The sequence below is a fragment of the Streptomyces sp. NPDC023838 genome (assembly GCF_040639555.1).
GTDB lineage: Bacteria > Actinomycetota > Actinomycetes > Streptomycetales > Streptomycetaceae > Streptomyces.
This window is the reverse complement of sequence record NZ_JBFAAD010000015.1, coordinates 13174-30206: the sequence shown is the minus strand read 5'-3', so window position 1 is coordinate 30206 and position 17033 is coordinate 13174. Positions and strand designations below refer to the sequence as shown.

The following is a 17033-nucleotide window of genomic DNA, read 5'->3' as shown; positions in this document are numbered from 1 at the left end:
TACGAGGGCGCAGTCGGGTCGCCTACGAAAGCTCCGTGCGTGGGAGGAACGGCAGCGCCTACCAGCTCGCCCCGGCCGGCTGCCGCGTCGTCGCGTTGAGCCGGTTGAAGAGGTTCGTCAGGGCGATCATCAGGGTCAGGGAGGCGAGCTGACGCTCGTCGTAGTGGCGCGCGGCCTCGTCCCAGACGGCGTCCGGCACCGGGTCGGCGCGGTCGTTCAGCCGGGTCGCCGCCTCGGCCAGCGCCAGGGCCGCCCGTTCGGCACCGGTGAAGCAGCGCGCCTCGCGCCAGGCCGCCACCGCGTGCAGCCGCTCGTCGCTCTCCCCGGCCTTCTTGGCGCTGAGCACGCCGCCGTGGACACAGTACGAGCACCCGTTGATCTGGCTCGCCCGCAGATGCACCAGCTCCAGCGTCGCCTGGGGCACCCCGCCGCTCTTCGCGGCCTCGAACACGGCGAGCAGCGGCCGCATCGCCTCGGGCAGCACCACGGCGGGGTTGCGCATCCGGGTCGGGGGCGTCGTCGGGGCGGTCGCGGTCATGGAGTGCCTCCTTGTGCTCATCTCACGAAGACCAACGAGCCAGTACGGCAAACGGGACGACTCCGGTGCGACGAAACCGTCTTGGCCAACGATCCGCCGGCCCCGCCGGGCACGGAATAAGCCAGCAGGATCATCAACGGACGAAAACGGCAGCGGTTCCTGTCCGTGATGATTGATGGCCCGAATGGCCCGAATGGCCCATCGGGGCCGTGAACGGGCGCGCCGCACGGTATGGGTGTCAAGGACCCCTCCCGCGAATCCGAGGTGAGAGACATGCCGGAGCCCGAACGCGCCTGGCACCGACAGGCGTTCATCCCCGCCAGCCGCAGCGAGAGCGTCCCGCCGCCCGCGCCCGCCGCCGAGCCGCCCATCTACCGGGAGCTCGCCGCCGCCTGGGCCGCTCAGGGCCGCACCCTGCCGGGCGGCCCCGACCGCGAGTGGAAGGCACTGATGGCCCGCCCCTGCTGGCCCGTCTGACCTTGGCCCTGTCCGTACGTATGGGAGGAGTACGGGGAGCACGCGAAAAGGGCCGTATCACCGGTGACGGTGGTACGGCCCTTTTTCCCGCGGTCGGGCAGCGCCCAGCATGGCGATCCCGAACGGCACGGACCACGCGGTGGGCAGCCCGAGCGGCCCGTCGAGCCACTTGGCCCCGGCCGGCAGGAAGACCCCGAAGGCGGCCTCCAGCTGTCGACGCGCAGGCTGGTGCGCAGCAGGCCCGGGCCGGGGGCGAGGGGTGTTGCGGGGGATGGGGTGAGTTCCGGCGGTCAGGCCGAGCCTGGGTTGAGGCCTTTCGCGCGCTACGCGGTCAGGTGCGCGGCCAGGCCGAGGGCCAGAGCGGCGATGCCGGTGGCCGGGCCGATGGCGGCCTGCTTCCGGCGCCGGCCAGGGACACTGGCGCGGCCGCGTGCCCAGCCGTCTGCGGACTCCCTGGAGTCCCCGCCGGGCCGTGAGGGCCGGTCGGCCGGTCGGTCAGGAGGATGCGTGCGAAGGTGGGGAGGCGGCGGAACAGGGCCGGGTGGGCGGCGCAGAACCGGTTGCGGGCGACCGGGGCGACCGGGGCGTCCCCTGTGCGGTCGGCCTCGCCGCAGGGGGAGTGGGGACGGAACTCCCTTGCAGGGAGGGCCGGTTCGGTGAACGGGGCGGGTCCCAGGGCCAGTGCCACCGTCCGCGTGCGCATGCTCTCGCCGTCGGCGGTCACCACCTCGAGGCCGTCGCGGCCGTACGGGCGGACCGCGGTCACCGTGTGCGTACCCCAATTGGGGTATCCACGCATCTAACTGATTATCTTTCCGATCAGCGTAATAAGGATATTTTCCAACTGGGTATACAGGGTTAGGGGGACCCGTCGTGGAGGAGTGGACATGCGCCTGGGGAAGTACCGCAACGGAAAACACCGGCGGAAGATCCGGTCGGCCACGGCAACCTACAAAGCGGCGTGCGCGATTGTGGCGGCCGGTGCCCTCGTTTCGTGTCTCGCCCTTTCCCCGCCGGGACGCGACCCGGGGCCCGCGGGCGCCGCCGAACCGGGCCCGAAGCATCCCTCCACCACCTGGTTCGGCGCGTTCCTGGAGTCCGACGAACGGGGCGTGCAGCGGATCGGGGAGTTGGAGAAATGGCTGGGGGGAGCCGAACTGAGGGTGGGTCACACCTATCTGCCCGGAGGGACCTGGAGCGATATCGAGGGCCGTGCGCACTTCCTGGAGAGCTGGGCCCGCTGGCGGCGCCAGCGCGCCGACCGGCTTCTCGTGCTCAATGTGCCGATGCAGGCCCACAACGAGGAAGGCGTCTCGGACAACGGGGTCCGCCGACTCCTGAGGCAGGGTCAGGAGGGCCGTTTCGACGAGCATTTCAGGAAACTCGCCGAACGCCTGGTCGCGCTGAACATCCCGGACACGGTCATCGTGCTCGGCTGGGAGATGAACGGCACCACGTACACCCATCGCTGCGGGCCCGACCCGGAGGCCTGGAAGGCATACTGGCGGCTCGCCGTCACCGCGATGCGCTCGGTGCCCGGCCAGGAATTCCGCTTCGATTTCGCGCCGAGCCGGGGACGGGATGCCGTACCGTGGACGGAATGTTATCCCGGTGACGACGTCGTGGACGTCATCGGAATGGACTCCTACGACCAGCCGCCGGGCCAGAACTTCGACGAACAGGTCAAGGAACCGTACGGCCTGCAGCAGCACGTGGACTTCGCCGCCGCGCACAAAAAGGAGATCTCCTATCCGGAGTGGGGGCTTTTCCGCAACGGCGACAACCCCGAATACATGCGGCGCATGCTGCAGTGGATGGACGCGCACAAGCCGCTGTACAACACCATCACCGACTACTGCCCGCACGGGGTGTGGCAGTGCGACGCCAACCCGGAGGCGTCGCAGGTGTACCGGTCGGTCCTGTTCGGCCGCACGGACCCGACCCCGAAGCCGCCGGTGACGCCGCCGGTCACCCCGACACCGAAGCCGCCGGTCACCCCGCCGGTCACCCCGCCGGTGACGCCGCCGGTCACCCCGACACCGAAGCCGCCGGTCACCCCGCCGGTGACGCCGCCCGTGACGCCGCCCGTGACCCCGCCTGTCACCCCGACACCGAAGCCGCCGGTGACCCCGCCCGTGGCCCCGCCGGTGACCCCGCCGGAGATCCCGCCCGCGCCAAGCCCAGCCGTGCCCCCAGCCGTTCCCCCGGCGAAGCCGTCCGTGCCCCCGGCCAACTGCCGGCCGCTGGACCTCGGTCCCTGGATCGAGTACTGGCTCGGCGGCAAGCTCTGCCTCCGTTTCGACTGGTACTCCAGGAACCGGTGAGCCACCGAGAGTCGTGCCGTATCCGGCGTCCCGTGAGGTCTAGCTTGCTAGATCACTAGGATGCTAGCATCGGTCTCGTGGGTGATGAGGAAGTCAAGCAATTCAACGTGTACCTGCCGATCTCGCTGATCAAGCAGGTCAAGTACCAGGCCATCGAGTCGGGCACGTCCTTGTCGGCGCTGGTCGCCGACGCCCTGCGTGCCTATCTCGATGACCCCCATGGGACCGGACGGCAATCGACCGAGGGGAAGAACTGACATGGCGACCGAAGGAATGGCCACCGAAGGCATCGAGGCCGTCTTCCTGACGACCCACAACTGGGGCAGGGCGGCGAAGTTCTTCCAGACGCTCGGCTACGAGCTGGAGTTCGCGACGGACCACAACTCCGCGCTGCTGCGCAACGGCGACGGCGCGTACGTGTTCATCGCCGAGGTCCCCGAGGACCAGGAGCCCCAGACGCGGATCGTGCTGAAGGTGGCCGACGCGGACGCCTTCCGCCCCGATGAGGACCTCGACGTGGTCACGCCGTTCGAGGACACCCATTACGGGACCAGGGAGATGACCGTACGCGACCCCGACGGGCGCGTGTGGAGCCTGCAGGCTCCCGGCAAGAACTGATCACGCAGGAACGGAGGAGGGGCAACATCATGAGGGGGGACACCATGAAGGACGCGACAGCCGACGAGCAGATCGCCGCGCCGGACAACACCGCCGTACGGACCGCCCTGTGGCGGGCGATGCACGTTCAGGCCGACCCGGCCCCGCACGTCGTCGAGGACGAGATCGGTCTGCGGATCGCGGACCCCGGCGACGGCTGGCGCGAGCGCCCGGACATGGACCCGCACCGCACCAGCGGGTTGCGTGCGGCCATGGCGGCCCGCGCCCGTTTCATCGAGGACCTGATCACCGAGCAGACCGACCTCGGCGTCACCCAGTACGTCATCCTGGGCGCGGGCCTGGACACCTTCGCCCAGCGCAGGCCCGAGATCGCCTCCCGCCTGCGGATCTTCGAGGTGGACCAGCCGGGCCCGCAGGCCTGGAAGCGCCGCCGCCTGGCCGAACTCGGCTACGACATCCCCGAGTGGCTGCACCTGGTGCCGGTCGACTTCGAGGCGAACGAGAACTGGTGGGAGCGACTGGCCGCCGCGGGCTTCGACAGCTCCCGGCCCGCGGTCGTCGTCTCCACCGGCGTCACCATGTACCTCACCAAGGACGCCACCGCCGCCACCCTGCGGCAGATCGCCTCGCTCGCCCCCGGCTCGACGCTCGCCATGACGTTCCTGCTGCCGGCCGAACTCGTCGACGAGGCCGACCGCCCCGGCCTGCGGGCCAGCGAGGAGGGCGCCCGGGCGTCCGGCACGCCGTTCCTCAGCTTCTACACCCCGCAGGAGATGCTGCGACTGGCCCGCGAATCCGGCTTCAAGGACGCCCACCACGTCTCGGCGGCCTCGCACGCCGAGCGCTACTTCGCCGGCCGCACCGACGGTCTGCGCCCGTCGAGCGGGGAGGACGTGCTGGTGGCCACCGTCTGAGCGCCTCCGCGCACCTGTCGGGGAGGTCGGCGGCGTCAGCGGAGTCGCCCGGTGAGACGAGTCCCGTCTCGTAGGCGAGGACGACGGCCTGGGCCCGGTCGCGCAGGGTCGGTTCGGCGAAGATCCGGGCCACGTGGGTCTTCACCGTCGCCTCACTGAGCGTCAGTTCCCACGCCGGTTCGGCAGGGGAAAGACCCCGGCCCATGAGCGTCAGCACCTCGCGTTCGCGCGCCGTCAGGGCGGCCAGGTCCCGGTGGACGGCCGGCGTCGCGGGGCCCGGACCGGTGGCCGGGGCGCCGGAGGCGAAGCGCTCCACCAGGCGGCGGGTGATCGAGGGTGCGAGCAGGGCGTCGCCGGTGTCGACCAGGCGTACGGCGGCGGCCAGATGCGCGGGGGTGACGTCCTTGAGCAGGAAGCCGCTGGCCCGGCGGCGAGGGCGGCGTAGACGTACTGGTCGAGGTCGAAGGTGGTCAGCATGATCACCCGGCAGTCCGGGGCCTGCGCGAGGACGCGGCGGGCGGCTTCCAGGCCGTCCGTGACGGGCATCCGGATGTCCATCAGTACGACATCGGGCCGCAGCCCGCGCACGACGGCCACGGCCTCGGCCCCGTCACCTGCCTTGCTCCCGGCGGGTGTGGCGATCGCCGTCCTCGGCGCCCTGGTCCCGGCCCGGTCGGTGGCCCGGATGACCATCGCCTCGGTGCTGCACACCGAATAGGTCACCCGTCGGCACCGGTCTCCGGCTCCGGATCAGTGGCCGCCGGCCCGGCGCTCCCGCCACCCCCTCATATGACCCGCCGCCCACCGCCGCCCCCGCGCGTACCCGACGCACCACCACAGCAGGGGTGCCGCGCGGGTGCCGCGGGCCAGGAGGAAGCGCTGGTTGTGGAGGGTGTCGGGGCGCCAGTGGTGTTTGTACGGCTCGTTGCCGCGCAGCATGCTCAGTACGGCGCGGCCGCTGCCGTCGAGGCGGCGGGCGGAGGCGCGCATCAGCATCGCCGCCACGTCCACCTTGCGCTCGCGCAGGGCCGGGTGGGCACCGTAGAGGTAGCCGCCCGCCAGGGAAGGTGACTGGAGGGTGAGTTCGGCGGCGACGGTCTGGCCGTCCAGGTGGAACTCCGTCAGGACCGCCTCCCCCTGCGCCACCATCAGGCGTACCGACCGGGCCAGGTGCTCGGCGAACCGGGGGCGTACGTGTTCGGGAGTCACCCCGCGGCCGCTCCACTGCAACCGGTGCAGGGTGAGCAGGGAATCGAGGGCGGTGGCGACCTCCTCGGGTGGGACCGCCCGCTCCCGCACCCCCAGCGTGTCCACCTTGCGGAGTTTCGCGCGGACCCGCTGGGCCGCTTTCGCGGCGAGGCGGGTGAGGAGGTCGTCCATCGGGGCCGCGGGCAGCTCCAGGCACGCCGAGTCCGGCAGGCGGGCCCGCGCGCCGGGCCAGTGGGCGTGCAGCAGTTCGGCGGCGCCGCCCGGCCGCACCTCACGGAGATCGACGAGCGCGCCCCCCGCCGCCTCCCGCACCGCCGCCACCAGCGCCCGCGCCGCCTCGTCCCGGCAGCCGTCGTCCAGCAGTACGTCCGTGAAGTCGGAGATCGATCCGCCCAGCGGCACCAGGGTGCGCAGCGGGCGCAAGACCAGCCTCAGCGGGGCCGCCGCGACCAGTTCGCCGCCCCGGCGCACCACGACGACGCGCAGCCGGCCGGTCACGCCGTACGACATCCACCACGAGTGCAGCCAGGCGTGGCTCTGGAACGGGGTCGCCGTGCGGCAGCGCCCGTGCAGCCGCCGCCACTCGGGCGCCAGCGCCGCGAACCGGCCGGTGTCCGTGCACACTTCGGCCACCAGGGCGGTGGTCCCCGACGCGACGACCGTCACCGGGCGCCCCCGTACGGCATCCCGGCGGGCAGGGCCGGGGCGGGCACGGGCGCGGGCTCGCGCCGCTCGGGCCGTACGAGCAGGACCAGGCCGCCCGCCAGGCCCCCGGCGCAGCCGCCCACCAGGGCGGTGAGGGAGGCGGGCGCCGACGACGGGTCGACGGGCTTCGCGGCGCGCGAGAACTGGACCAGACGTACGCCCGTGCTCGACTCGGTGTGCTTGCCGTTGACGGTCAGCGCGCGCGCCACCGCGTTGGCGATGTCGGCGGCCTCGGCCGGCCGCTGCGAGGTGCCCGTGATGGCGATCATCGGCGCGTCCGGCGAGGTCGCCGTCTGCACATTGCGGCGGATCGTGTCGGCGGGGAGGCCCGCCCAGGCCTGGGCGTCGCCGATCACCGCTACCTGCGTCGCGACCCGGCCGTACGCCTGGGCGAAGCCGAGGGCGGTGGCGGGGTCCGACTTGCCGGTGGGCGTGACCACGACATAGCTGGTCGCGCTGTACTCGGCCGGCCGCGCCAGCCCGTACACGCCGCCCGCCACCGTGCCGAGCAGCGCGCACGCGGGCAGCGGCCACCATCTCGGCAGCGCCCGGGTGCCCCGGTGGGACCGCATCGGGCCACACGCCCTGCGGGATTCGCTCATGGTGCGCTCACTCCTGAGGTGACTGAGGTGACTGAGGGGTCCGAAGGGGCGGAGGGAACGTGCTTGCCGAGTACGGGAGTCGTGCCGTGCAGGGCCGCCTCGTAGACCGCCGTCAGGCGCGCCGCCGCAGCGGCCACCGTGTAGTGCTCCACGGCCGGGGGTACGGGGAGGCGTCCACCCGCCGTGTCGCGTACGGCCCGCAGGGCGTCGGTGAAGCCCGCCGCGTCGGCCCGTACCGCGCCCGGCGCCTGGCCGGGGGGCAGGTCGTCGACGGCGGGGCAGGTCGTGTAGACGACCGGGAGGCCCGCCGCCAGGGCCTCGACCACGGCGAGGCCGAACGCCTCGTCGGCGGAGGGGGAGGCGAGGACGTCCATCGCGGCGAGGAGGGAGGGCAGCGCGAGGCCCCCGCCCGGACCCCCGCCCGGACCCCCGCCCGCGCCCTCGTACGCGCCCTCGTACGCGCCCTCGTACGCGCACTCGCCCGCGAAGCACACCCGCCCGGCCACCCCGAGCCGTGCCGCGAGGGCCCGCAGCGCCGCCTCCTGCTCCCCGCCGCCCACCAGCAGCAGATGCGCGCCGGGCAGGTGGGCCAGGTCCCGGACCAGGGTGTCGAAGTGTTTGCCCGCGACCAGGCGGCCGACCCCGCCGACGACGAAGGCGTCCTGCGGCAGGCCCAGGAGGGTGCGCGCCTGGGTCCGCAGGACCGCGTCGAAGCGGAAGCGGTCCGCGTCGATGCCGTTGGGCACCACGTGGATGCGGCGGGCGGGCACGCCCCACTCCCGCAGCCGCCGCGCGATCGTCGCGGAGACGGCGACCGTGGAGGTGCCGAGCCGCTCCGACGCCAGATACAGCGCGCGCACCCCGGCGCCGAGCGGGCGGCCCTCGATGGTGGCGGCGCCCAGTGAGTGCTCGGTGGCCACGACCGCGCGCACCCCGGCGAGCCGGGCGGCGGCCCGCCCGTACAGGCAGGCGCGGTAGAGGTGGGTGTGGACCAGGTCGTAACGGCCCTGGCGGATCAGGCGGGTGAGGCGGGGGAGTGCGCTCAGGTCGCGGTTGCCGGTCATGCCGAGGTGTCTCACGTTCACCCCGTCGGCGGCCAGGCCTTCGGCGACGGCGCCCGGGTTGGTGAGGGTGACCACCTCGCAGGAGACGGGCAACTTCCTTACGAGTAGGCGCAGTTGCTGTTCGGCGCCGCCCACGCCGAGGCCGGTGATGACGTGCAGGACTCTCACGGGGCCTCCGGGTCCGGTACGCGTGCGTCGCTCCGCTCGATCGGTTCGCTCCGCTCGATCGGTTCGCTCGGTGCGCGCGGCGGGCCGAGCACCGCCGGGCGGTCCTCGGGGACGAACCCGGCCCCCGGTCCGTCCCCGGGCGGGCGGCGCCGCCAGCGGTGCAGCCGGCGTTTGAGGTGCAGGCGCAGCGCGGTGTCGTTCTCGCCGATGTGGATGCGGGGCAGGGCGTAACGGCCGGTCAGGGGGCCGGGGTCGATGGCGCAGGCGTAGCTGTAGCCGGCCGCGCGCACCGCGTCGAGGGCCCGCTGGTCGACCGTTCCGTACGGGTAGCAGAAGCCCAGTACGTCGCGGCCGGTCAGCGAGCGCAGCAGGGCGCGGCTCTCCTCGGCCTCACGGCGCAGGGTGTCGTCGTCGGCGGTGGTGAGGTCGGTGTGGAGCAGGCCGTGCGAGCCGATCTCCATGCCCCACATCAGGGCGCGCCGGATGCCTTCCTCGTCCAGGAGCGGGCGGCGCGGGCCGCGCGGGTCCCAGTCGTTGGCGCCGCCCAGGCGGCCGGGCAGGGCGAACACGGTGGCGGTGCAGTCGTAGCGGCGCAGCAGCGGCAGCGCCTCCTCGGTGAAGTCGGCGTACCCGTCGTCGAAGGTGAGGCCCACCAGACGGCTGCCGCCGCCGGCGGCGCGGGCCCGCAGCAGCCGGGTCATGCCGACGCCGAGCAGCCCCCGGGCGCGCAGCCAGCGCAGCTGGCGCTCCAGGCGGCGGGGGGTGACGGTGATGTTGTACGGGTCGTCGGCGCGGGCGCCGACCGAGTGGTACATCGCAGCCCACAGGGCAGGGGTGTCAACGGGCATGCCTCAGCCTTCGGGTGACGGGGCGGGACATCAGACGGAGCAGGGTCAGGAGGAGGGCGAGGGGGGCGAAGCCGCGTACGCGGGCGGCGCGGGCCAGGGCGAGGAAGACGGCCACGGCCGCGAGCGCGCCGGTGGCGATCGCGCCGTCGGGGTCGGCCACCCGGGCCGCGCACCACCAGCAGACGGCGGTGGCCCCGGCCCCGGCGGCGGTCAGTTTCAGCAGTTCGCCGCCGACCCGGCCCCGGGCGAGCCCGACCGAGCGGCGGTCGGTGCCGGCGAGCAGCAGCAGGGCGCCGGTGACGATGCCGAGCGCGTTGGCGGCGGCGATGCCGGGCGCGCCCCACAGCGGCGCGGCCCAGGCCCCGGCGGCGGCCGTCACCGCGAGGCACACCAGCATGGTGGCGGCCGGGTACCAGGTGGGGCGGGCCGCCGAGAAGTAGGAGCGGACCAGGACGCCCACCATGGTCTGGGCGAGCAGGCCCAGCGCGTACACGCGCATCACGGCGGCGGTCGCGGCGGTGTCGGCCGGGCCGAACGCGCCGCGCTGGAACAGCACCTCGACGATCTGCGGGGCGCAGCCGACGACGACGGCGGCGCCGAGCAGCACGATCGCCCCGGCCACCAGCAGGTCGCCCTCGACGCGCCGCCGGGCAGCCTCGGTCTCGCCCGCAGCCAGCGCCCGGGCGACCACGGGGAAGGTGACCGTGCAGAGCATCAGGGAGAGCACCATCGGCATCTGCGCCACTTTCTGGGCGTAGTTGAGGTGCGAGATGGCCCCGGCGGGCAGCGGCGCCGCGAGGTGGCGCTCGACGAGGGTCTGGCACTGGCGGCTGAGCGCGAAGACGACGACGGGGGCGACCATGGCCAGGCGCAGGGCGCCGGTGGACTGCTTCGGAGCGGAGTGCTTCGGGGCGGAGTGCTTCGGGGCGGAGGGTTTCCCGGGGCCGGGCAGCGCGCGGGGCGCGGGCAGTCTGCGGGGTCCGGGGCCCGAGTGCCGGCCGCGACGCCGGCCGCCGCGCGGGCGTGCGGCGCGCCCCAGCAGGCCGTGCAGCCATCCGTCGCCCCACGGTGCTCCGGGCCGACCCGTCCGCCGCATCCCCCGCCACAGCGACGGCGCCTGGGCCGCCACCATCAGGCAGCCGCCGGCCGCGACCCCGGCCGCCGCCGCCCGTACGCCCCAGTGGCCGCCGAAGGTGAGCAGGACGGCGATGATGCCGATGTTGTACGCCACGTAGACCGTCGCCGGGGCGAGGAAGCGGCCGTGGCCGCGCAGCGCGGCGCTGCAGTATCCGGCGAGCCCGAAGGTGAGCGCGCAGGTCGAGGTGGCGCGGGTGCAGTCGACGGCCAGCTGCGGCTCGGGCAGCCCGGGGGCGAGGAGCTCCACCAGGGCGGGCGCAGTCGCGATCAGCAGCGCCGCGACCGCCGCCAGCGCCAGCATGAGGCGGGGCAGGGTGGCAGCTACCAGCGCCCGGACCGGGTCGGGGCCGCCGTGCCCGCGTCGCACCGCCGCGAGGCTGAACGCCGGTACGAGCACGAGGGCGAGCCCGTCCTCGATGAGCAGCGTGGCCGCGATCTCCGGCACCGTCCACGCCACCAGGAACGCGTCGGTGCCGGTGTCCGCGCCGAAGACGTGCGCGAACGTCTGGTCGCGCAGCAGCCCGAGCACCGCCCCCGCCACCGTCAGCGTGGCGGTGACGGCGGCCGCCCGGGCCAGGAACCCCCCGGAGGGGGAGTGCGGGCGGTGGCCGTCGGTCTGACGGTCCGTCGGCGCGGGCCCGGGCAGCGTACGGGAGGCGTCGCTCATCGCCGTGCGGCCTGCCCGGCGCCGTCCCGGCGGCCCAGCGCCCACCACGCGGCCAGGCCGAGCGCGAAGGAGGTCAGGATGGTGGAGGGGCCGCCGATGTCGCCGTAGAAGAAGTCGACGAGGAGCCAGAGGAGCAGGCCGGTGGCCGCCAGCCCGCAGTCCCGGTCCCCGTGGTGGCCCGGGGCCCCGGCCGCCGTGTACAGGCGGCGCAGTGCGCACACGAGGAGCGCCGCCCAGCCCGCCACCAGCGTGCACACCCCCACCAGGCCCTGTTCGCTCAGGACCAGGAGGTACATGTTGTGCGGGGAGAGCAGCGGCTGGCGGCGGAAGGCGGCGCCCGCGCCCGCCGTGTCGCTGCCGGAGGACAGCGCGAGCGGGGCGTGGCTGTCGCGGTGGGCCGGGAAACCCTTGAGGCCGACGCCGGTCAGCGGCGACTCGCGCCACATCGCGGCGGCCGCGCTCCACAGCGTGTACCGGTCGGTGACCGACTGGTCGGGCGCGTCGGCCACTTGGGTGATGCTGCTCAGGCGCTGCTGGAGCAGCGCGGTCCCGGCCCCGGCGCCGCCCACCACGACCACGGCGAGCGCGACCGCGGTCACCGCGAGGCGCAGGGCCCGCCGTACGCCCGCCAGGAGCAGCACCACCACGCAGGTGACGGCCGTCGCGATCCAGGCGCCCCGGCTGAACGACAGCGCGAGCGGCAGGAGCAGCAGCCCCGCGCACACCAGCGCCGCCGGACGCCGGGCGCGGCCCGCGCGGGCGTCGGGGGCGAGCGCGAAGGCGGCCGCGGCCACCAGCCCGTAGGCGACGACGGTGGCCATGCCCATGATGTCGGAGGCGCCGAAGGTGCCGACCGCGCGGATGTCCTCGCCCATGTACGAGGCGCCGGTCACGGTCAGGTACTGGTGGACGCCCACCGCGCCCTCGAACAAGGCGAGCGCCACCAGCGCCGCGGTGACCACCGTGAAGTCCCGCCGGTCGCGCACCAGGAGCAGCACCGAGACGGGTACGAGGACGAAGATCTGGAGGTAGCGGGCCATCCCGGCGAGCGCCTCGCCCGGGTCCCCGGCCCCGGCGGCGGCCACCGCGATCCCGGCGGCGGCCACCGCGAACACCCCGGCCGCGAGCCGCGTCAGGGGCCGGGCTCCGGACCGCAGCGACGAGCCGAGCGCCCACAGGACGAGGACCCCGGAGGCGGCGTCCGCGAGCGTTCCGGTGCCCGAGTCCTCGGCGCCCGCGCCGCCCGGCGGCTCCACCGCGAGCAGGGCGAGGACGGCGAGCAGCGGCAGCAGGTGCGCGTGGCGGCGCACGGCGGCCGTCGTCAAGGCGGGAGGAGCTGCGGTCCGGGGCATCGCCGCCGCGGTCTCACCCATCGTCAGCTCCCCGTCGGACGTACCAGGGACGCCGCCGTGCGCAGCAGTACGCACACGTCCTGCCAGGGCGACCAGTGGTCGATGTAGTAGTTGTCGTACCGGGCCCGGTCCTCGATGGAGGTGTCCCCGCGCAGCCCCTCGACCTGGGCGAGGCCGGTGACGCCGACCGGCATCCGGTGGCGGGCCGGGTAGCCGGGGAGGGTCTGGCCGAACTGGGCGACGAAGTAGGGCCGTTCGGGGCGCGGCCCCACCAGGCTCATGTCGCCGCGCACCACGTTCCACAGGTTGAGGAGCTCGTCCAGTGAGGTCAGCCGCATGATGTGGCCGGTGCGGCTCATCCGCGCGTCGTCGGCGACGCTCCAGCGGGTGGCCGCCTCGTGGGCGTCGGTGGGGCGCAGCGTACGGAACTTGCAGAGCGTGAAGGGGCGCCCGTCGCGTCCCACGCGCTCCTGGCGGAACACCACGCCGGGTCCGTCGCTGGTGCGCAGCAGCACCGCGCACACCGCGAGCACGGGCGCGGCGAGCAGCAGCGCCGGCAGGGCCACACACAGGTCGAGCAGCCGCTTCACGGCGAACCCGGGACGGCTCATGCCGGCCGCCTGCACCCGGCGCACGGGGAACCCGGCGAGCTGGGCTCCCCGCACCGCCCCGCCGCCCGCCCCGGGGGCGCGGGTGTCGACGTACCACAGGGCGCAGCCCCAGCCCTCCAGTTGGCGCAGCAGTACGGAGTGGGAGTGGTCGGCGGCGTCCGGGTCGGTGAACAGGATGTCGCGGACGCTGTTCTGGATGACCGCGCGCTGCACCTCCTCGATGGTGCGCAGCACCGGCACCCCGGTCGGTTCGGGCACCGGCTGGAGCACCGGGACCACGACGCCGACGGGCCGGATCCCGCCCTGCGGGCGCCGCCCGAGCGCGGCCGTCACCCTGAGCGCCGCCGTCGCCGGGCCCACCACGAGGGCGGAGCGCGGCGAGCGCGCCGCGCTCCGCCTGCGCACCCCGTACGTCCCGGCCCGCGCCGCCACGCTCACCGCCGTCTGCACGGCGCAGGAGGCGGCAAGGACCGAGAGCCCGAGCGCGGGTCCCGGCCGCACGGCCGCGAGGACGCACCACGCGACGGCCGCCCGGAAGACGATCGCGGGCACCTCGTCGAGGACGCCGCGCGCCATGGTGATCCCGCCCCCCCGGTACAGCCCGGCGTGCCCGTTCAGGACGAGCACGCACAGCATCAGCGCGGCGGCCGCCGGGCGCGGCAGTCCCGCGCCGCCGGCCGCCGCCCCGAGCAGCACGGCGCAGCCGTCCGCGGCCATCAGGAAGGTGTCCGTACGGGGCCGGGGCGCGGGCCGCGCGGGCAGCGGCGGCGGGGCGGCGGGCGCCCTGCCGGGCCCCGCCACCACCGAAACGGCCCCCGCCGCACCCCCGCCGCCCCGGCGCGGACCCGCCGGGGAAGGAACGCCCCCTCCTGGGGAGGGGACGGTGTTGTCCGCAGTCACTTGTTGGTGGGTTCCCTGCACTCGGAGCGCCGGGCGCCGGACAGTTCGCGGTAGAGGTCCGCGATCGCTTCCGCCGTCTGGCGCACATCGTGGGTGGTGGTCACGTGCTGGTGGCCCTGGTCGCCCAGGGCGGTGCGCAGCGGCGCGTTGACGAGCAGCGCGCCGACGGACCGGGCCAGCGCCTGCGGGTTGTCCGGCGGGACGAGGCAGAACAGCGCGTGCCCGGGCGGCAGGCTCTGTGCGGAGCCGCCCACATCAGTAACGACGACGGGTTTCTGGCAGGCCATCGCCTCCAGGGGCGCGAGCGCCATGCCCTCCCAGCGGGACGGCAGGACGACGACGTGGGCGGCCCGGTACCAGGGGGTGACGTCGTCGACGGCCCCGGCGAACAGGACGGACGGGGGCGCGGCAGCCCGCAGGGCCGCTTCGTCGGGGCCGTCGCCGACCAGGACGAGGCGGGCGGCGGGCAGTTCGGCGGACAGCGCCCGCCAGGCGTCGAGGAGTACGTCCTGGCCTTTTTGGCGGCACAGCCGCCCCACGCACACCACCAGTGGCGCGTCGGCGTCCACCCCGTCGAGCGCGGCAAGTCGCGCGCGCGGGTTCTCGCCGGGTGCGGGCGGGCGGTAGCGGTCGAGGTCGACGCCGTTGGGGATGACCACCGCGCGGGTACGGACCCCGGCGTGCTCGCCGGTGCGGCGCTCGCCCTCGCTGACGCAGACCACCCGCGCGGTCCAGCGCACCGCGGCCCGCTCCCACGCGCGCGAGGCGAGCGCGACGGGGCCGGTGACGGCCTCGAACGACCAGGCGTGCGGCTGGAACACGGTCGGCACCCGCCCGCGCACCGCGAGCCGCGCGGCCACCCCGGCCTTGGCGCTGTGCGCGTGGACGACATCGGGCTTGATGCGGCGGATGAGACGGGCGGCCCGGAGGGTCTCGCCGAGCAGGCCGGGCCCCGGGGCGCGGGCCGCCTCCCAGGCGTACGTGTCGGCGCCGAGCCGGGCCGCCTCCGCGCCCAGAGGCCCCGCGCCCGGGCAGGCCACCGACACCCGCATCCCGCCCAGGAGCTGATCCCGCACCAGATCGGCGACGACCCGGGCCACTCCGCCGTCGACGGGCTGCACGAGGTGCAGGACGTGTACGGGTCCGGGTCTGGGTACGGATCCGGGTCCGGGTCCGGCTTCGGCCTCGGGGAATTGCGGCTGCACGCGCAGTCACTCCGCTCATCTGAAGGTATTCGTGTAAGCGGACCGCCGAACGGGTGTCGTTCCCCCGGGTCGGTCACGGAATTCCGAATTGCTGAGCCGGATGGCTGAGCATCCGACTTACCGCCGTTTCGCTTGGTCAATGGGTGGGGAGCAACTGTAGCCGTATTCACCGGCGGGGACCGTCATGAATGCGTTTCGGAGTGTCCCATCGGGTGATCATCCGTATCCAATCGTAAACAGCCCCGTTGATGAAGCACCCAACTTTGGTGTGAAAGGAAAAAGTGATGAATCGAATTGTCGAGTCGTAGCAATGGTGGGTACGAGCGCCGCCGTCGTGGTGCTCGGCGCCGGTGTCGCGGGCCCCGGCAGCCACGCGGACGGCAAGGCGACCCACTCCCCGGGCGTCCTGTCCGGCAACCTCATCCAGGTGCCGGTCCACGTGCCCGTCAACGTCTGCGGGAACTCCGTCAACGTGGTCGGCCTGTTGAACCCGGCCTTCGGGAACGTCTGCAAGAACGACTGACGTTCCCTCACATCAGGCCGCACGGCCCTGCCGTACGCAGACCGCCCTTCCCCCGCGGGGGAGGGCGGTTTCGCGCGTCGGGGGCCTGCGGCGGCTGGGCCGTGCGGGGTGTCCCCGCACGATTGGCCCTACGGTCCGTCAGCTCGCCGCCACCGGTTCTCCCAGTTCAGGGACGTGAGGGTACGTCAGTCGATCACATGGTGTGATCATCCGGTTGCAGGCGTGTAGGTGCCCGCACATGGTGAGGGAAAACCTCCCCTCACCGAAGGAGACCCTCTTCCATGCGTGGTCGCGCCTCTCGTCGTCTCACCGCCACCGCCGTCTGCGCCGCGATGCTTTTCGGCGTCGCGGGTGCCACGGGCACCGCGATGGCCGCAGAAAAGCCCGAGGAGCGGCCGGTGGTCGCCCCGGCCGCCGTCGCCCCCCTGCCCCCCGTGCCGGGGCTCGATACGGTGCTCGCTCCGCTCAAGGCGGTCGGTCCGGTCGGGCCAGTGCTCGGCGCGGCGACCGAACTGCTCACCGCGGTGGCCAAGGGCGGTCTGTCCCCCGAGGCGCTCACCAAGCTGGTGGACGCCCTGAAGGACGCGATTGCCAAGCTGCTGGCGGCCCTCGCTCCGCCGGCCGCGGCGACGCCCCCGGCGGCCCTCGCTCCGCCGGCCGCGGCGACGCCCCCGGCGGCCTCGGTCGTCCCGCCCCCGGCGGCCTTGGTCGTCCCGCCCCCGGCGGCCTCGGTCGTTCCGCCCCTGCCGGTCCCGCCGCCCAAGCTGCCCGTGGTGAAGGCGGCGGCGCATCGCGCCCCGGCGGCCGCGGACCCCGTGGCGGACGCCGTGGCCCCGCTGCAGAAGGCCCTGGACCAGCTGGTCAAGGACCTCACGGCCCTCAATGTCCCTGGAGTCGTGGCCGATGCCAAGGCAGCGGTCGGCGCCCTGCTCAACACGCTCTTGAGCGCCGTGCTCGGCAGTGGCGTGCCCGGCCTGCCCAAACCGCCCCTGCCGCTCCCCCTCCCGCTGCCGGTCTCCTGAACGCACCACCCCCTTACCGCAGCCCACGCACGAGGCGCCGGAACCGTCCGGGACCGGCGCCTCGTGCTGTACGGCCGCCGGGATACAGCTGCCTGGATGCTGATAGGAAGATTCGTTTCGTACGAGTATCGGCGCGGCCCACTTCATAC

The 17033-nt window shown here is 74.2% G+C and carries 15 protein-coding genes and 2 pseudogenes; 7 read left to right on the top strand and 10 right to left on the bottom strand.

The genetic code is table 11. The annotated features are described in order from the left end of the window. Nucleotides 1-58: 58 nt before the first annotated feature. A complete protein-coding gene (locus tag AB0G17_RS19730; RefSeq protein ID WP_361383929.1) occupies nucleotides 59-538 on the bottom strand; it encodes a carboxymuconolactone decarboxylase family protein in 480 nt (159 codons plus the stop codon). Between the two features lie 273 nt (nucleotides 539-811). Between AB0G17_RS19730 and AB0G17_RS19725 the strand changes: the two genes are divergently transcribed. The 5 genes from AB0G17_RS19725 (at nucleotide 812) to AB0G17_RS19705 (ending at nucleotide 4871) form a co-directional block, all read left to right on the top strand. Further along, on the top strand, nucleotides 812-1015 hold the full coding sequence (locus tag AB0G17_RS19725) for a hypothetical protein (protein ID WP_361383926.1): 204 nt from the start codon (nucleotides 812-814) through the stop codon (nucleotides 1013-1015). A gap of 887 nt (nucleotides 1016-1902) precedes the next feature. Further along, nucleotides 1903-3339 carry a glycosyl hydrolase gene (locus tag AB0G17_RS19720; RefSeq protein WP_361383923.1) on the top strand — a complete coding sequence of 479 codons (1437 nt, stop codon included), beginning with the start codon at nucleotides 1903-1905 and terminating at the stop codon, nucleotides 3337-3339. Nucleotides 3340-3416: 77 nt separating this feature from the next. Next, nucleotides 3417-3596, top strand: coding sequence for a CopG family transcriptional regulator (locus AB0G17_RS19715; protein ID WP_361383920.1), 180 nt, complete (start codon nucleotides 3417-3419; stop codon nucleotides 3594-3596). Nucleotides 3597-3612: 16 nt separating this feature from the next. Continuing rightward, nucleotides 3613-3957, top strand: a complete 345-nt coding sequence (locus AB0G17_RS19710) for a VOC family protein (RefSeq protein ID WP_361384247.1) — start codon at nucleotides 3613-3615, stop codon at nucleotides 3955-3957. Between the two features lie 44 nt (nucleotides 3958-4001). Further along, on the top strand, nucleotides 4002-4871 hold the full coding sequence (locus tag AB0G17_RS19705; RefSeq protein WP_361383917.1) for a class I SAM-dependent methyltransferase: 870 nt from the start codon (nucleotides 4002-4004) through the stop codon (nucleotides 4869-4871). 43 nt (nucleotides 4872-4914) lie between these two features. Here AB0G17_RS19705 and AB0G17_RS19700 read toward each other — a convergent pair. From AB0G17_RS19700 to AB0G17_RS19660, 9 genes and pseudogenes are all read right to left on the bottom strand, one after another. Further along, nucleotides 4915-5495 (bottom strand): annotated as a pseudogene (locus tag AB0G17_RS19700) (response regulator transcription factor); the annotation flags it as partial. A gap of 126 nt (nucleotides 5496-5621) precedes the next feature. Continuing rightward, a complete protein-coding gene (locus AB0G17_RS19695) occupies nucleotides 5622-6746 on the bottom strand; it encodes a GNAT family N-acetyltransferase (protein WP_361383914.1) in 1125 nt (374 codons plus the stop codon). Then, entirely contained in the window at nucleotides 6743-7387 is a 645-nt protein-coding gene (locus tag AB0G17_RS19690; protein ID WP_361383911.1) for a lipopolysaccharide biosynthesis protein, read from the bottom strand. Before AB0G17_RS19690 ends, AB0G17_RS19695 begins: the two co-directional genes overlap by 4 nt. Next, nucleotides 7384-8619 carry a glycosyltransferase gene (locus AB0G17_RS19685; protein WP_361383908.1) on the bottom strand — a complete coding sequence of 412 codons (1236 nt, stop codon included), beginning with the start codon at nucleotides 8617-8619 and terminating at the stop codon, nucleotides 7384-7386. Before AB0G17_RS19685 ends, AB0G17_RS19690 begins: the two co-directional genes overlap by 4 nt. Nucleotides 8620-8759: 140 nt before the next feature. After that, nucleotides 8760-9434 (bottom strand): annotated as a pseudogene (locus AB0G17_RS19680) (polysaccharide deacetylase family protein); the annotation flags it as partial. Nucleotides 9435-9456: 22 nt separating this feature from the next. After that, entirely contained in the window at nucleotides 9457-11271 is a 1815-nt protein-coding gene (locus AB0G17_RS19675; protein WP_361383905.1) for a lipid II flippase MurJ, read from the bottom strand. Beyond that, a complete protein-coding gene (locus AB0G17_RS19670) occupies nucleotides 11268-12644 on the bottom strand; it encodes an O-antigen ligase family protein (RefSeq protein ID WP_361383902.1) in 1377 nt (458 codons plus the stop codon). Before AB0G17_RS19670 ends, AB0G17_RS19675 begins: the two co-directional genes overlap by 4 nt. Nucleotides 12645-12646: 2 nt before the next feature. Further along, on the bottom strand, nucleotides 12647-14134 hold the full coding sequence (locus AB0G17_RS19665; RefSeq protein ID WP_361383899.1) for an exopolysaccharide biosynthesis polyprenyl glycosylphosphotransferase: 1488 nt from the start codon (nucleotides 14132-14134) through the stop codon (nucleotides 12647-12649). Beyond that, nucleotides 14131-15255, bottom strand: coding sequence for a glycosyltransferase family 4 protein (locus tag AB0G17_RS19660; RefSeq protein WP_361383896.1), 1125 nt, complete (start codon nucleotides 15253-15255; stop codon nucleotides 14131-14133). The genes AB0G17_RS19665 and AB0G17_RS19660 overlap by 4 nt, the downstream gene beginning before the upstream one ends. A gap of 394 nt (nucleotides 15256-15649) precedes the next feature. Here AB0G17_RS19660 and AB0G17_RS19655 point away from each other — a divergent pair, with 394 nt between their 5' ends. Continuing rightward, nucleotides 15650-15862 (top strand): chaplin, encoded by a 213-nt coding sequence (locus AB0G17_RS19655; RefSeq protein WP_361383893.1) that lies wholly within the window; start codon nucleotides 15650-15652, stop codon nucleotides 15860-15862. Between the two features lie 281 nt (nucleotides 15863-16143). Further along, a complete protein-coding gene (locus tag AB0G17_RS19650; protein WP_361383890.1) occupies nucleotides 16144-16884 on the top strand; it encodes a hypothetical protein in 741 nt (246 codons plus the stop codon). The last annotated feature ends 149 nt before the right edge of the window (nucleotides 16885-17033 follow it).

Coding starts and splice junctions, on each gene's coding strand:
- AB0G17_RS19730 (WP_361383929.1), bottom strand. CDS start 538: ATGACCGCGACCGCCCCGACGACGCCCCCGACCCGGATGCGCAACCCC.
- AB0G17_RS19725 (WP_361383926.1), top strand. CDS start 812: ATGCCGGAGCCCGAACGCGCCTGGCACCGACAGGCGTTCATCCCCGCC.
- AB0G17_RS19720 (WP_361383923.1), top strand. CDS start 1,903: ATGCGCCTGGGGAAGTACCGCAACGGAAAACACCGGCGGAAGATCCGG.
- AB0G17_RS19710 (WP_361384247.1), top strand. CDS start 3,613: ATGGCCACCGAAGGCATCGAGGCCGTCTTCCTGACGACCCACAACTGG.
- AB0G17_RS19705 (WP_361383917.1), top strand. CDS start 4,002: ATGAAGGACGCGACAGCCGACGAGCAGATCGCCGCGCCGGACAACACC.
- AB0G17_RS19690 (WP_361383911.1), bottom strand. CDS start 7,387: ATGAGCGAATCCCGCAGGGCGTGTGGCCCGATGCGGTCCCACCGGGGC.
- AB0G17_RS19675 (WP_361383905.1), bottom strand. CDS start 11,271: ATGAGCGACGCCTCCCGTACGCTGCCCGGGCCCGCGCCGACGGACCGT.
- AB0G17_RS19670 (WP_361383902.1), bottom strand. CDS start 12,644: ATGGGTGAGACCGCGGCGGCGATGCCCCGGACCGCAGCTCCTCCCGCC.
- AB0G17_RS19655 (WP_361383893.1), top strand. CDS start 15,650: ATGGTGGGTACGAGCGCCGCCGTCGTGGTGCTCGGCGCCGGTGTCGCG.
- AB0G17_RS19650 (WP_361383890.1), top strand. CDS start 16,144: ATGCGTGGTCGCGCCTCTCGTCGTCTCACCGCCACCGCCGTCTGCGCC.